This window comes from Streptomyces sp. NPDC050806, assembly GCF_055586425.1.
On record NZ_JBVJIF010000001.1, the window covers coordinates 1,078,577 to 1,091,974 of the forward strand.

Sequence of the window (13,398 nt, forward strand, 5' to 3'; positions counted from 1 at the left end):
TGGAATGGTCGCTGCGGAGACGCCGACCACAGCAAGTCCTTGGACGCCGTCATCCATGGTGGCCCGTCGACGTTCTTGCCGTTTCGGGAGCGAACACTGACTACTACGGCGAGACAGTCCATGGCGTACCCCCAGTCGGGTGAAGACCCTACACATCCACCTTGCCCAACCGTTGCGAGAAGGCCGCTCATGAGCAGCCCACAACACCTGAAGGAGTGAGTTCGCCGAACTGCGGATCTCAGGAATGGCTCGGTCCGGGTGATCCAGTCGATCCGGCTGGTGGAGTCGGTGGAAGCGCTGCCTCGTCGGCTCATATGTGTGCGCGATGTTGTCTGTTCGTCACTGGCCCTTCCCACTACAACCGGGGGAGACGGGGGCACTGTCGGGGAGGGGGCACCGTCGTGCCGCAACGTCTTGTCGTGTGCTGCGATGGCACCTGGTTCGATCCGTCCATGGCGTCCGTCTCCAACGTGCGCCGTCTGCACAACGCCTTGCGTGCCACCGATGCCGACGGGTCTCCTCAGCGCAGCCACTACGAGCCGGGAGTGGGGACCGAGGGCGGCGTGCTGAGTCGGCTGTTGGGGGGCGCGCTGGGGGCGGGGCTGTCGCAGGACATCCTCGATGCCTACCAGTGGCTGGTCACCGTCTATCGGCCGGGCGATGCCATCGCGCTGTTCGGATTCAGCCGCGGCGCCTACACGGCCCGCAGCCTGGCGGGCCTGATCACTGCTTCCGGGCTGATCGATATCGGCGGGCTGGACGCGTCCACTGCCGGTCGGCACGTGCGCCGTGCCTACGCCCACTACCGGGCCCGGGAGGAGGGCCGGCGGTGGCGTACGGGGCTGCGCTTCGGCTTCGATCCCGACGCCGCTGCCGCGATGCCGGTCGATTTCATCGGAGTCTGGGACACGGTCGGCTCGCTGGGCATCCCCAACCATCTGGCCGGCATCAATCTGCTCGTTCCGGCACGGCGCCTGGAATTCCGTCACAACGTGAGGCTGAACCCGCACATCAAGCATGCCCGCCACGCCGTGGCCATGGACGAGTGGCGTCGCCCCTTCACTCCCACGCTGTGGGACAACACGGCGGCGGATCACGATCAGGACATCGAGCAGCGCTTCTTTCCCGGCAGCCACATGGACGTCGGTGGTGGGCATGTACGGGCCGGGCTGAGCGACCGCGCCCTGCAGTGGATGATCCAGGAGGCGGAAGAGGCCGTGGGGCTGGGTTTCTCCCCGCACGCCCTGCGTCAGATCAGTCCGGATCCGGCAGACATCCAGCATGACGACAACCGGGGCATCTTCGGCGTGGTGCCTCTGCTGACCGAGCCCGTGCTGGACACCGTGCTGCAGGTGGTGTGGCAACTTCGGCCACGCGCCGTACCGCCCGTCGTACCGTCTGCCGACAGCGCGAGGCTGCCCGTGCCCGGCCCTTGGACACTGGATGAGTCGGTGCGGCAGCGACAGGAACAGCAGCCGATCACCAGCGGACCCTACCGGCCCACTCGCATCCTCCAGCCCGGCGAAACCACCACGGTGGAGGTGTTCGCCCGCGAACTGTGGAACGACACCGGCCTCTACCTCCACCCCGGCACCTACACCTTCCGCGCCACGGGCCGATGGCTGGACGGCTGGATCTGGTCGGGTCCCGACGGCACCACCGGGTGGGCCCAACTGCACCCCGCCGTCGCGCTGCGCCACGTCGGCACCCTCATCGGCCAGGGCGTCCGCCTCTACCGCAGCGTGACCCACCAGGACGAGGCGACCGCCCCGGGTGCGCCACGTGAGGTGGATCTCCCGTGGATGCACCTCGTCGGCTGTGTCGCCAACGATGCGCAACACCTGCAGGACGCCCCCGGAGGCCGCGGCCACGACCGCATATCCGTGGGCAGTCACGCCACTCACCGCTTGGAACAACCCGGCTACTTCTACGCATACGCCAACGACGCCTGGGGCTTCTACGGCAACAATCGGGGGAGTGTCTTCCTGACCGTCAGCCGGGATTCCTGATCAGCGGACGGGAGACGGGCGGCGGATGCTCCCGCAACGCCCGTGGATCTCATCCCCTCTCACCCGCTCGGCCTGCGAATCGAAGACGCCAGGGCGCGGGGCCGCCTGCGAAATAGCGAGGAGGTTCTGCCCGCTCCCCGCTCGTCGGGCCACTGTTCGCGCCGCCCGCGTCCTGTGTCGTATGGCGTCGGCCTGTGACCGCCCACGATCCGGCGGTCGGGTACACCATCGGCGTTTTTCGTGCGCGTACGACGTGCGGCTGGGGCGCCGGGTGTGGTGCGCGTGATGACCGTTGCTGTTGGCTGGAGATCGTCGCTCTCTGGTGGTGGGCGGTTTCGGGATGTAGCGTCGGCAGCAGCTGTCGTGGTTCGCAGTCCCTGCCCTCGCTGTGGCGTGGGTGTTTTGCTGTGTGGTGCCGGACCAGGGCGATCACCTCCGGGCCGCACGGTGCGGTCTGATTTCGATGGAGAGGCACAGGCATGGCAAGCGGAACCGTGAAGTGGTTCAACTCCGAAAAGGGTTTCGGCTTCATCGCGCAGGACGGCGGGGGTCCGGACGTCTTCGCGCACTACTCCAACATCAACGCCACCGGCTTCCGTGAGCTGCAGGAGGGCCAGGCCGTGACCTTCGAGGTCACCCAGGGCCAGAAGGGTCCCCAGGCGGAGAACATCACCCTCGCCTGACCCTGCCCGACGGGCGGACCGGTCTACGGGGCTCCCAAAGTCCCGTAGACCGGTTTGTGCTCTCCCCCGACCGGGGCCGGCGCGCGGTCGCTCGCTGACGCGGGCAGGGGCACCGGCTCCGGATGCGTCGTGCGGCGGCTGAGCGCCAACGGGACCCTCGAAGAGAGTCAGTACGGACTCGGACACCGAATACTCCGGTTGGTGAGCGAAGCGAATTCGAACAGGCAGATCGGCGCCCAGGCAGTCGGAACCGGACCCGAAGGTTTCGGCGAAGCCTGCTCGTCCCGGGAAAAAGAACCTGCTCGTCCCGGGGAGGAGAGGAGGCGCCCGATCATGCTCACAGGGCCGGGACGCCGGCGGCTTGTACCAGTCGGCCCCGTGCGTGGTACTTCCGTGCCCCTCCAAGGCCGCGGATTGTGGGCCTGGCCGGGGCGGTGGCCAGGGGAATGAGTACCTTTGCCCGGATGAGAACCGGAGTCAGCGTGTCTTCCTGGCGGGTCGGGGCCCCCTCCACGCCCGTGGTCGACGTCACCGTGCCGTACGCGAACGAGAACCGGAACCGTGTGCTGCTCCGGGAGTGGCGGCGTCAGGGGGGCGAGTCGGTGCCGGCCCCGCCTCTACGGCTGCCGCGGCACAGCGAAGGGACGTACCGCGCTCGCATCTACAAGCAGAACTTGCTCGACTTCTTCCTTGAGGACCAGTACAGCGACGCGGTCGCGGGAGCACCGGGGGCCCGGGTGGGCGCCTCGAGGACCTGATCGTGACGAGCGTGACGCTCAGTGGTGAGTGGCGCTTCGTCTCGGGGAACCAGCGATCCACCGCAGGAGCCGGGATGCTGTGTGTGCGGAGGAACGAGGACCCGTGGGACTTCGAGATCGCCCGGGGCACCCGGGCGATCACCCTGGTCCTTCCCGCGAGCGAGATCCGCTTCCCGGCGAACACGCGGGAGTTCACCACAGAACAGGCGTCGGCCGCCGCGGCACTTCTGCTCGCCCAGCTCCGCCTCTGGGCGGAACTGTCGACGGACTCAGCACTGCCGCCGCCTGTGCCGCCCGCAACGCCACTCTGGAACTGTTCAGAGGGCTGATGAACGACCAGGTCGTCGACGGCGCGGAGGTCGCACCCGCGCTCCTCAGGGCGGCGATGGACTACATCGAGGCCCGGCTGCTCACCGACCCCGACCTCAACCCCCGGGGGATAGCGGCGGCGCTGAACGTGTCCGTCCGCACCCTTTACCGCGCATTCGGCCAAGGGGCCACATCGTCGGTCATGGGATATGTACGCGAACGCCGTCTCGCACGCGCCAGGGCAGAGTTGGCCTCGACACGCCTGACCGTATGAAATCGCCGCTTGCTGGCACTTCGCCGACAGCAGCCATTTCGTCAAGGCATACAAGAAGCGCTTCGCCGAGTCCCCGGCCCGGTTTCGGATGGCTCATAGCCCCTGTGTGAGCGGCATGACCAATACGCCGCCCGCAGTGGCTGGGATGCGTTCACTCGATGGGAGGCACTTGGGGGCCAAGGGGTTCGGGCCGGGGCGTTAGGGCGAGAAACCGATCCGACAATGTCCTTATGCGACAGAGGAGTTGACTGGTGTCACATCGAGTGCGCGGCATACTGGTGGCCCTCGGGGTCCTGCTAAGCGTGTCCGTTCCGGCCTCGACCGCCAGAGCCGAGCCCGTATCGGCCGCACCGCTGGTCGACATCACCTGCCCGGTGGGAAGCCAGGTCGGCACCTACAGCCCGGGCCTCACGTACGAGGCTCGCGGCGTCACCTTCCAGGCGCGCGGCAACGTATCCGGCTGCGTCGATCTCAGCGGGCACGGCATCGCCGGCGCCACCTTCTCCGCCAGCGGCCAGGGCACGGCGAGCTGCCTCGCGGGCAGCGTCTCCAACACGATGACCTACCACTGGAGCACCGGGCAGTCCAGCACTGTCAAAGGCACCGGTGCGATCAACGTCAAGCCCAACGGAATCACTGTCCTGGTCCTGACGGGCACGGTGGAATCCGGCCTGTTCACCGGAGCTACGGTCGTCCAGACCAAGGTACTGCTCAACACCGAAGTCACCGCCTGCCTCAGCCCGGAAGGGCTGACCTCCGTCGCAGGCCCGGTGAGCCTGACCGTGACCCAGTAACGAACACCGGGTAGACGTAGCTCCTGCCGCCCCGGCCAGACAGGCCGGGGCGGCAGGAACAACTGGGACTGGTGCACCGCTCGTCCACGGCCCCACCGCCCGGAACTCTCCCGGGCCCTTGCCCGCTGACCCGGCGCCGAGCAGTTCTGGCCACAGGCACACCAGCCCGGTCCACGACATCCTCAAGGGCCGACCTGACCTCGACCACCACGGCGGCCGCACCATCGAAGGCGTCGGCGACCGCGTGACCCAGCGGATCATGACGATGACCTGCGCGATCTGGCACAACTGCAACGCCGGCACACCGATCACCAGGTCATTGATCGCTTACGGCCACTGAGCCGCATCGGACGAGCCGCGAGTGTTGCCCGGGCGGCCGGAAGCCTGCTCGTTCGCCGGCGTGTCGCCCGCGTCCCAGCAGGGGCTGACCACGGCCACCAGCCGCAGCCCTCGCCAGAACGCGCCCGCCGTTGATTCCTCGGCCAGCGGATGAGCTGTGGCGGCGAACAGCACCCGCAGCGGCTCGGCCCCTAACCGACCCCGGGCCCTGAACGGCGAAGACTTGGCCGGCATCCGCCAAGCTCCCCACAAGCCGGCCCCGCGCAAGCACGCCACCAGATGCCGTAACACCTCCAGATACGGCGCCGGCGAGAACAGCGCCAGACCGAGGACGAAATAGACCACCAGCCGGGCGGGCAGCAGCCGTCTGCGTTGCTCGGTCCGGCCGCACGCAGCCACCACCCGATCGACCAGACCCGGCGGGTACACCCAGGTCAACAGTCCCAGACCCGATAACTCCGGCACACCCTCAGCCACCGGCGCCACCCCCGGGACACCGTGCCAGCAGCCTACGCCCACACCTGAAGCAACGGCATTGCGCCTAGATGTGCTGTCCGGGGACGTTGGTGACAGGTAGCTGGCCTACGAAGGCCTCCCATGGGTGAGGACCTCCCCTGCAGGGAGCGGGGCGCGGACGGCGGGGCTGGACAACCGGGGCAGCTGCCCGGGTGGGCACGCGGCAGTCGTGCTGAAGTCGCGCCGAGTGGTGGAAGCCGGGGTCCGGGTGCTGTCCGTTGCTGTGGTGCCATGCCGGCAGGGGGCCGCCGCCTGCCGGCGCCCGGGACGGGTCCGCCTCACACATCGCTCGCGTGAGGTCGTGCATTGAGCGATCGTAAAAGGGACGTTGATCGTCGATCCCTAGCGTTTGCGGCGCATCGATCACCGATCAACGGCGAGGTGAAGTAAGCATGTTGTTCCGCACGCGGGGCAAGGGAACGAACTCTTCCTTATGGGCCGGGGCGCACCTGTCCCGGGGGAGGGCCGCGGTCATGGCCGGGGTGCTGGCGAGCGTGTCGGTGGTGGCGCTGGGGACGGCTACCGCGGCGTCGCAGGGTTCGGAGGAGACGACGACGGCTGCCGTGCAGGCGGTTCCGGCGGGCGACTCGGCGCGTGAGAACTGGCAGCCGCCGATGGACCAGCGTGATGGTCCCGGGGACCCCGGGACGGAGCCCGGCAAGCTCAACACCGACTTCCTGATCAGCGAGGTGTCGCCGGCGCAGTACAAGGGCTGGTGGTACCAGACCCACGTGAAGGGGGTCAGCGTCACGTGGATGACGCCCTCGGGGCGGGATCCGTACGACGGCTGGGACTGGATCGAGATCGTGGACCAGAACAACCGGCGCGTCACATGGGACTGGGCCTGCGGCCAGGACCACTGCGGCGCGTACGGCTCGACCCTGATCAGCGCGAACCTGGAGAAGGGCATGGAGTACAAGGCCCTCTACTGGAGCGACGGGGGCCGGGTCACCAAGGGCTGTCTGCGGGCCGAGTTCGAGTTCTGGGCCTGACATGGGGGGCTCAGGAGAGATGGCGCGAGAGGCCGAACGCCGTTCAATGCGGCGGCGATTGACCAGTACGGTGGTTGTGGTTTCCGTGCTGGCGGGTACGCTCGGTGCGGGAAGTGCGGTCGCCCAGAACGGCGCAGAGCACCCGCCGCAGGCCCAGACACAGACGCAGGCTCGGTCACAGACGCAGGCCCAGCCCCGGCCGCAGGCGGTAGGAAGCGACGAGGAGTACGCCAACCTCTACACGCACACGGTCGCCAGCGTCCGCAACGCGATGCTGGGGGAGGACGCCTCCCGGCAGCCCGGGTCCGGCTATCTGATCCGGAACCCCGACCCCAGAGCCTTCCAGTCGAGCTACATCGGACGGCTCGCCGCGCGCGACGACATCGACGGCGGCATGGTCCGAGGGCTCTTCCGCCGGTCCGACAACTATCTGCTGGGGTTCTACGTGGAGCACGGGAACCGCCAGACCCTCTACACCTTCACCGAGGGCGGGAGCGACATGATCCCGCGAGAGGTGTACCAGGGCGTGACCAGGGCGCGCTTTCCCTTCCCCGTCACCTACCAGGACCTCCCCAGTGTCCATGTCAGCCGGGGCCGTCTGCAGGATGCCGTACGCCGCCTGTTCGACCACGACCCCAGCACGAGCAGCTGGGGACTGCGGCCGGATGTCGAGACACTGGCCGTGGGCCTGGCCGAAGGGGCGCGCTTTCAGGTGATTCCCGGCCTGATAGCCCAGCACATCCGCGGCGGGCAGGACTGGGTAGTGGGCAACCACGCGGATGAGATCCAAAGCTGGGGCCAGCGCTCCGAAGTCGTCGTGGAAGCGCACGGGGCCGACCGGAGTGGCCTGGGCCCCTTGTGGCGGCAACGCCACGAGTTCCCCTGGAACGGCGACCCCCGGGTGTGGCTGACCGCGCTGGACCTGGCCCGCCGTATGTATCTGATCAAGCCAGCAGCGAAGCGCTGATGTAGCGAAGCCGGTCACCGGGGACGGTCGGCGGCGTACCCACCTCATGCCGGAGGGGGAGGCACTGCCGCCACTGCGCCAGTGCCTTGGCGCCGGACGTCCCCGGTGTTCTCGGGGACGTCGATGGACGCGTCGACAGCCAGCTCACTGCCATACCCGGAAACCTCGGGCCCACCGATCCTACGAATGACCGGTGCGAGCGCGCGGCAGCACCGTAGGGCTGAACGTGTAGCCACCGGCCCGTCTTCTGCGTTGTCCAGGACGGTTTGGTGGCGGTCCAGCACGGGAGGCGGGTGCGCCCGCCAGCCGGTGACGTGGTCCTCGGACGTCAGGCCAGGGATGCGCCAGCCGCTCTGGTCCCGGCGGTGCGGTCGCTGGTACGGGTGTCGGCGACCGACGCCGTCACACGTACGGCGGCAGCATCTTCGCAGCTCACGTACGACGACCGCCAGGGCCAACCGCGCTCGCGAATGCTCCGCGACCTCCCGTCGGCTCCTCCGCCGTGTCGGTCGCCGGCCCGAGCCATCTGGTCTGCGTCGCGCGCATGCGCGCATGGGGGCATGCGTGCATGGGGGTGAAGCCGCTCAGCGGGGCACATGGGCGCCGCCGGCGGGAGGTAGCTCATGTGAAGGATGTGCAAACGATGCGGTGTCGCGGCCTCTCAGACAGAAGGGTGCGCCTTGCCGCTCTTCCGCCCGTGCCGGAGGCCATGGTGATCGAGCCGTTCTCGGTGCCCGAGATCTGGATGCCCACGCGCTTTCGTGACGTCGGCACCGAGCCCGGGACCCGGTGCAACCTCGCCGGATGCGAGAACTACCTGGCGTCGTACCAGGCCGTCCAAGCGGTCCGGGAAGCCTCTGCCGACCTGCTGATCGACCACTGGAACTCCCAGGACACAACCCTGCGCCGACAACTGGGGGACGCGCACGGTGTGGGAATCGACCAGGTTCTGCTCACATCCGGAGCGACGGGGGCCATCCGGTACGCCTTCGAGGTGTTCGCCGGTCCTGACATCCACATGGGGCTGCTGCTCCCGGACTGGCCCGGCTTCCGCTTCTACGCCGAACGCGCCCGAGGCAGGATCAGCCGCCTGCGGCACCACGACTGGCCGTATGCCGTCTCCATCGACGAAATGATCGACTTCGTCCGTGCGGACGGCCTCGACTTCGTCATCTTCTCCAACCCGAGCGCCGTCACCGGCCGTCGGTGGCCCGCCGAAGAGATCAGCACACTACTCTCAGCCTGCCCCGATACGCTCTTCGTGATCGACGAGGCAGACTCCATCTACCCCCAGCAGTCCGGATCACCACTGGTCAACACGTACGCCAATGCCCTGTTCCTGCACAGCTTCTCCAAGTTCTACGGCCTGTCCGGCCTCCGGATCGGCTATCTGGTCACCCCCCGCGCCTACGCACACCACCTGGCACGCACGATCTCCCCGGCGGAACTGGCGAGCATCGCCATCGTGGCGGCCCGCGCGGCCTTGAGCGACACCGACTACCAGCACACAACGCAGCGCACCGTCGAGCGGAACCTGGACACGCTCACTCACGCAGTCCGCAGCACATCGATCCGGCTGGCTCCGCACAGCGCGTGCTTCGCCGCATACCTCGCCGCCCGCGACGAGACGCTGGACCTGCCCCGCGAACTGGCCCACCTCGGCGTGGACATCGTCCCCGGCAGCGCATTCGGCCTGGCCCACGGCGGCAGGATCAACCTCAGCAACCCTGCCCTGATCGAGCGGCTCGTCGAGGTCCTGCCTGCGTTCCCCGAACACCCCGAACACCCCGAAGGTCCAGCGAGCAAGACGCAACGATGAGCGCGCAACCAACTCCCCGCTTATGACCTCGCAACCAACTCCCCGTTTCCCGTCGTACGTTTCCCTCGGGGCCGAGCTCCGGCGACCTGAGCAGACCTGCCAGGTCTCCGACACCGATGCGTCCAGCCCCAGAATCCGTGCGATGGCGCTGCGTGTACCGCTAGCTGCCCTACGACTTGGGCACCAGCGTCCTGGCCATCGTCATCAGCCTCGCCGCCGGAAGCGTCGCTTGCACCGTCGCCGGAATCGTCACCGGCTGAGGAACCGCTCCCGGTCGACGATCGCCCGGTCGATCTCGCCCGACGCGACCAGGTCGCCGGAGTCGTCGACCGCCTGCACGCGGAACGTCAGCCGCCGTCCCGACGGGGCCACCGGCGGTTCGGTGAAGATCTCCACCTTGCCGCCCACCCGGGTGGCACGCGTGTGCTCGATACGGACCGCGGTGCCCACGGTCGTCTGACCCGTTCCGGTGAACGGCGCGGCGGCCTGCACGGTGGCCGCCTCCATCCAGGCGATGAGCCGTGGCGTGGCGAGCACCGGCACATCGCCGCTGCCCACCGCCACCGCGGTATCGATGTCGGTCACTTCATGGCGCATGGCACCACGCTAACCCGGCGGCCGCGTGCCCGGCTCACGGACCTGCCGACGCGGTCGGTGCGGTCGGAGCGCGAAGCGGCATGGCGCCCCTGGCATGACGCGCGCCGCCCGGACGGCTCGCTCCGCTGCGGCGCGCGGCACTCTACCGCGTGGTCGGCCGGACGCGCGGCCACCGCCTCCTGACCTTCCCGGACGCAGCTCGTTGATGGGTACGTGGACGGACGGGAAGGACGACGGGCCCCGGTTGGTTGGTTGGTCCTGTGGGAACCAACCAGGTCTGACGAGGGCCCGTCTGTGGTCCCGTGAGCGGGTCTCTCGATGGACCTACCGGGCGTCGGAGGCGGCGGCCGGCGGTATCACCTGATGGGACCGATGGCGCCCCAGGCGGCGATGTTGTTCTTCACCCCGGTGGTCTGCAGGTCCAGGGTTTTGTCGGTACCGCCCTCATCGCTGGCCAGCCACAGTCCCTGGACGGTCGTCTCGCCGAGCGGCCCGTGTTGCGCGAACCTCATGGCCTTCACCCATCCGAGTTCGGGCCACCAGTTCTGATATTGGCGGTCATCGGCAGAGCGCCAGCCGATGCTGAGGCTGCCCATGCACCAGCCGGGCGCGATGCCGGAGTTGTCGTGGAACACGCGGACCTTTTTTAAGTCTCCGATGTCGTCGATGGTCACCTTGTAGACATCGAAGTCCTTACGCTCGAAGTCGTTGCCGGCCTTGTCCAGCGGTATCTCCGGGCTCTTGCCCTTCTCGCCGATCAGCTGGATCTTCACCGCGGCATCGGTACCTGCGTCGTCGACGTCGGCTGTACCGATGTTGATCGAGTACGTGATGTTCCCTGACATGCGACCTCCTGGAAAGAAAGGGCCATGAGCTGAGCACGGCAAACGGCACGCTAGGGCGCGAGTGATCGCGCTGCCAGGCCGCGATCCGGCCAGCGCCGCCTTCAGGCCGGACCGGAGTGACTCCCGAGGGTGGCCCAGCTGCTCGCGCAGGCCCGGACGACGAGCCTGGCCAGACCGCGTCCCCGGAACTCCGGAACTCCGGAACTCGGGCGAAACGATCACGTCGGCCAGACCTGCCTTGCCACCGCCACCCTGGCGTCGTAGACCGAGACGGGTACCGCGATCCACCCGGCATGCGCCACCAGGCGCTCTGCCACCCTGATGCCAACATGGTGCTCCTTGGCTCGCCAGGTCAGGCCAAGGCGGAGACCTCGAACGGGTCGGGTTCGTCACCTGCGATGTCGTTCAGGTCGGCGGACGTGTACTGCTGAAGAGCCGTCACCTGCGGAGAGGGGAGGGGGAGGGGGAGAGCATGTGGAAGTCCTCTTCGTTCGTGTCGCCCGGCATCGCTCATCCCTTCCGTGCTTGCTGTTCGGCATTGGCTTCGCGCCGTCGACCGTTGCCGCCCGGCTCGCCGGGAGTGCGTCGGTGCGGGGCGCGGGCGGTGAGCGTCAGCAGCAGGGCTGTTGCCAGGCCGAGTGAGCCCGCCGCGAGAAGCTGCACTCGGTAGTCGAAGACGGCGATCATGGCTGTGCCCGCGAGGAGGGCGAGGCCGGTCGGGGCGAAGACCAGGGTGTTCGCGGTGGCCGCGACCCGGCCGAGGAGTTCGTCCGGCGTTTCCTTCTGAACCGTGGTCAGCGCGCTGATGAGCGGCCAGGGCAGGCCCAGGCCGATGAGCAGGCTGCCGCCCAGTACTACTGGGACGAGGCCGGTGAGCCGGACCAGGGCTCCGAGGGCGAAGACGGTGAGGCCGATGGCCGACAGGGCGCGTGCCGGGACGCGGCGCAGGAGCGCGCCGGCCGCCAAACCGCCGATGACTGAGCCGATTCCCTGGACGGAGGTGAGGACGCCGGCGAATGCTGCGGGCTGGTGCAGGCCGACGTCGAGGAGTGCGTACGTGGCCGTGCTGCTGAGGCTCGATGCTGCCATGGCGCAGCCGGCCCCGACCACCAGGGAGCGCAGCATCGGATGCCGCCACAAGTAGCGGATGCCTTTCGCGGTCTCGGCGGCCCAGTGCTGCCGTTGCCGGTCCGCGAGGCGGGGTTCACGTACGCGGATCAGGCTGAAAGCGGCTGCGGCCAGGAGGAAGGACAGGGCGTTCAGCAGAGCGACGGTGGGGCCGCCGAGGAGGGTGAAAAGGCCCGCACCGATCAGGGGGCCGAGCAGTTTGTTGCTCTCGATCGCCGTCCGGACCAGGCCGTTGAAATCCCCGCGCAGCTCGCCGGGAACCGCTGATGCGATCAACGCGGTTTCGGCGGCGTCCATGAGCACGGTTCCCGCACCCACCATGGCCAGCACGGCGAAGAGCAGCCAGACGTCCTGCGCAGAACGCACCGCGAGCGGTGCCGTCATGACCACGGCCAGGGCCAGACTCGTGGCGATCAGGAGCGTGCGGCGCCGCATGCGGTCGGCCAGCGTGCCGAGGAACGGTCCGGCCAAGGCAGGCGCCCAGGAGCAGAAACTCACCAAGGCGGCCAGGCTGTTGGAACCGGTGAGCTCCTTCACCCAGACCCCGGCGGCCAGCAGCATGGCCGAGTCGCCGAAGCCGGAGACGACCACTCCCGTCATATAGAGCCGGGCATTGCGGTCCCGCAGCACCGTGAACAGGCCCACCGCCATAACCAGCCCCCTCCGCTGCGTCCGCAGGCTTCGGCACCCTACCCCCAACCATTTCGTTGGGGGTAGGTGTTGGTGATGGTGGCATGCGTTTTACTTGCCGGTGTGACCGACACAGATCCCGTCCTGAGGGCCCTTGCCCATCCCGTGCGGCTGCGGATGCTCACGCTCATGTGGCCCGGACCCATGTCCGCCGCAGAGCTCTCCCGTGAGCTGGACATCTCCCATGCCCTGGCCAGTCGACACCTCCGCAGTCTGGATGCCGTCGGCCTGGTCGAACTCGCCGAGGAGCGCACCCGCCGCGGGGGCCGGGAACGCCGCTATCGCACCGTCCACGGATCACCGCTGTCCGACCGGAGCGACGGGACGCAGCTGCTGGGGGCCACCTTGGCCCACACGCTCAAGGACCGCGCCGTACGCCGGCATCCGGACGGCAGGGGGGTGACGGTCGACGCCGAATTGTGGGTGGAGCCGGCAGCCTGGGAAGAAGCCCGACGGAAGCTGGCCGACATCGCGGCGGAACTCCACGACGCCGCCCGCCCGTCGCGCTCAGCCGGAACGATTCCCGTGGGTGTGACCCTGATGGCCTTTCCCATGCGGGAGCAGCCGCGCACCAGCACCGGTGAGGAGCCGTCACGGCCATCGGACTCCGCATAGGTCCTGGTGCACCTACCCGGTAGGCCACATGCGCGCCCTCGCGCCCACCGATGCCGAAGCCTC

The 13,398-nt window shown here is 68.5% G+C and carries 14 protein-coding genes and 1 pseudogene; 11 read left to right on the forward strand and 4 right to left on the reverse strand.

The window, feature by feature from the left end:
• The first annotated feature begins 314 nt into the window (after positions 1 to 314).
• From ACZ6WH_RS04830 to ACZ6WH_RS04860, 7 genes and pseudogenes are all read left to right on the forward strand, one after another.
• Positions 315 to 2,009, forward strand: a complete 1,695-nt coding sequence (locus ACZ6WH_RS04830; protein WP_469726283.1) for a DUF2235 domain-containing protein — start codon at positions 315 to 317, stop codon at positions 2,007 to 2,009.
• Between the two features lie 479 nt (positions 2,010 to 2,488).
• Positions 2,489 to 2,692: a cold-shock protein gene (locus ACZ6WH_RS04835; RefSeq protein ID WP_361550724.1), complete on the forward strand. Its 204-nt coding sequence runs from the start codon at positions 2,489 to 2,491 to the stop codon at positions 2,690 to 2,692.
• Between the two features lie 464 nt (positions 2,693 to 3,156).
• Complete coding sequence (locus ACZ6WH_RS04840; protein ID WP_469726005.1) at positions 3,157 to 3,450, forward strand: hypothetical protein; 294 nt, start codon at positions 3,157 to 3,159, stop codon at positions 3,448 to 3,450.
• Between the two features lie 2 nt (positions 3,451 to 3,452).
• Positions 3,453 to 3,779, forward strand: a complete 327-nt coding sequence (locus ACZ6WH_RS04845; protein WP_469726006.1) for an AraC-like ligand-binding domain-containing protein — start codon at positions 3,453 to 3,455, stop codon at positions 3,777 to 3,779.
• On the forward strand, positions 3,779 to 4,033 hold the full coding sequence (locus tag ACZ6WH_RS04850) for a helix-turn-helix domain-containing protein (protein WP_469726008.1): 255 nt from the start codon (positions 3,779 to 3,781) through the stop codon (positions 4,031 to 4,033). Before ACZ6WH_RS04845 ends, ACZ6WH_RS04850 begins: the two co-directional genes overlap by 1 nt.
• Before the next feature lie 263 nt (positions 4,034 to 4,296).
• Positions 4,297 to 4,827 carry a hypothetical protein gene (locus tag ACZ6WH_RS04855; RefSeq protein WP_469726010.1) on the forward strand — a complete coding sequence of 177 codons (531 nt, stop codon included), beginning with the start codon at positions 4,297 to 4,299 and terminating at the stop codon, positions 4,825 to 4,827.
• A gap of 169 nt (positions 4,828 to 4,996) precedes the next feature.
• A pseudogene (locus tag ACZ6WH_RS04860) lies at positions 4,997 to 5,167 on the forward strand (IS982 family transposase); the annotation flags it as partial.
• Here the strand turns inward: ACZ6WH_RS04860 and ACZ6WH_RS04865 are convergent.
• The gene (locus ACZ6WH_RS04865; protein WP_469726011.1) at positions 5,155 to 5,643 is read right to left on the reverse strand and encodes a transposase domain-containing protein; all 489 of its coding nucleotides are present in this window, start codon (positions 5,641 to 5,643) and stop codon (positions 5,155 to 5,157) included. The pseudogene ACZ6WH_RS04860 and the gene ACZ6WH_RS04865 overlap by 13 nt on opposite strands.
• A gap of 512 nt (positions 5,644 to 6,155) precedes the next feature.
• Between ACZ6WH_RS04865 and ACZ6WH_RS04870 the strand changes: the two genes are divergently transcribed.
• The 3 genes from ACZ6WH_RS04870 to ACZ6WH_RS04880 all read left to right on the forward strand — a co-directional run bounded on the left by ACZ6WH_RS04870 (position 6,156) and on the right by ACZ6WH_RS04880 (position 9,460).
• A complete protein-coding gene (locus ACZ6WH_RS04870; RefSeq protein ID WP_469726012.1) occupies positions 6,156 to 6,674 on the forward strand; it encodes a hypothetical protein in 519 nt (172 codons plus the stop codon).
• A gap of 85 nt (positions 6,675 to 6,759) precedes the next feature.
• Complete coding sequence (locus tag ACZ6WH_RS04875) at positions 6,760 to 7,641, forward strand: ribosome-inactivating family protein (protein ID WP_469726013.1); 882 nt, start codon at positions 6,760 to 6,762, stop codon at positions 7,639 to 7,641.
• Between the two features lie 709 nt (positions 7,642 to 8,350).
• Complete coding sequence (locus ACZ6WH_RS04880) at positions 8,351 to 9,460, forward strand: aminotransferase class I/II-fold pyridoxal phosphate-dependent enzyme (RefSeq protein ID WP_469726015.1); 1,110 nt, start codon at positions 8,351 to 8,353, stop codon at positions 9,458 to 9,460.
• A gap of 249 nt (positions 9,461 to 9,709) precedes the next feature.
• On the opposite strand, the gene ACZ6WH_RS04885 is transcribed toward ACZ6WH_RS04880, so the two are convergent.
• The 3 genes from ACZ6WH_RS04885 to ACZ6WH_RS04895 form a co-directional block, all read right to left on the reverse strand.
• Positions 9,710 to 10,057 carry a thioesterase family protein gene (locus tag ACZ6WH_RS04885; protein WP_469726016.1) on the reverse strand — a complete coding sequence of 116 codons (348 nt, stop codon included), beginning with the start codon at positions 10,055 to 10,057 and terminating at the stop codon, positions 9,710 to 9,712.
• A 356-nt stretch (positions 10,058 to 10,413) separates the two neighbouring features.
• Positions 10,414 to 10,902: a PLAT/LH2 domain-containing protein gene (locus tag ACZ6WH_RS04890; RefSeq protein WP_469726017.1), complete on the reverse strand. Its 489-nt coding sequence runs from the start codon at positions 10,900 to 10,902 to the stop codon at positions 10,414 to 10,416.
• A gap of 510 nt (positions 10,903 to 11,412) precedes the next feature.
• The gene (locus tag ACZ6WH_RS04895) at positions 11,413 to 12,681 is read right to left on the reverse strand and encodes an MFS transporter (protein WP_469726019.1); all 1,269 of its coding nucleotides are present in this window, start codon (positions 12,679 to 12,681) and stop codon (positions 11,413 to 11,415) included.
• A gap of 102 nt (positions 12,682 to 12,783) precedes the next feature.
• Between ACZ6WH_RS04895 and ACZ6WH_RS04900 the strand changes: the two genes are divergently transcribed.
• Positions 12,784 to 13,335 (forward strand): helix-turn-helix domain-containing protein, encoded by a 552-nt coding sequence (locus ACZ6WH_RS04900; RefSeq protein WP_469726021.1) that lies wholly within the window; start codon positions 12,784 to 12,786, stop codon positions 13,333 to 13,335.
• Positions 13,336 to 13,398 lie beyond the last annotated feature (63 nt).

Excerpts from the sequence above, each read along its gene's own strand:
- ACZ6WH_RS04895 (WP_469726019.1), bottom strand. The coding sequence starts at position 12,681 with ATGGCGGTGGGCCTGTTCACGGTGCTGCGGGACCGCAATGCCCGGCTC.
- ACZ6WH_RS04840 (WP_469726005.1), top strand. The coding sequence starts at position 3,157 with ATGAGAACCGGAGTCAGCGTGTCTTCCTGGCGGGTCGGGGCCCCCTCC.
- ACZ6WH_RS04835 (WP_361550724.1), top strand. The coding sequence starts at position 2,489 with ATGGCAAGCGGAACCGTGAAGTGGTTCAACTCCGAAAAGGGTTTCGGC.
- ACZ6WH_RS04890 (WP_469726017.1), bottom strand. The coding sequence starts at position 10,902 with ATGTCAGGGAACATCACGTACTCGATCAACATCGGTACAGCCGACGTC.
- ACZ6WH_RS04850 (WP_469726008.1), top strand. The coding sequence starts at position 3,779 with ATGAACGACCAGGTCGTCGACGGCGCGGAGGTCGCACCCGCGCTCCTC.
- ACZ6WH_RS04880 (WP_469726015.1), top strand. The coding sequence starts at position 8,351 with ATGGTGATCGAGCCGTTCTCGGTGCCCGAGATCTGGATGCCCACGCGC.
- ACZ6WH_RS04870 (WP_469726012.1), top strand. The coding sequence starts at position 6,156 with ATGGCCGGGGTGCTGGCGAGCGTGTCGGTGGTGGCGCTGGGGACGGCT.
- ACZ6WH_RS04830 (WP_469726283.1), top strand. The coding sequence starts at position 315 with ATGTGTGCGCGATGTTGTCTGTTCGTCACTGGCCCTTCCCACTACAAC.
- ACZ6WH_RS04885 (WP_469726016.1), bottom strand. The coding sequence starts at position 10,057 with ATGCGCCATGAAGTGACCGACATCGATACCGCGGTGGCGGTGGGCAGC.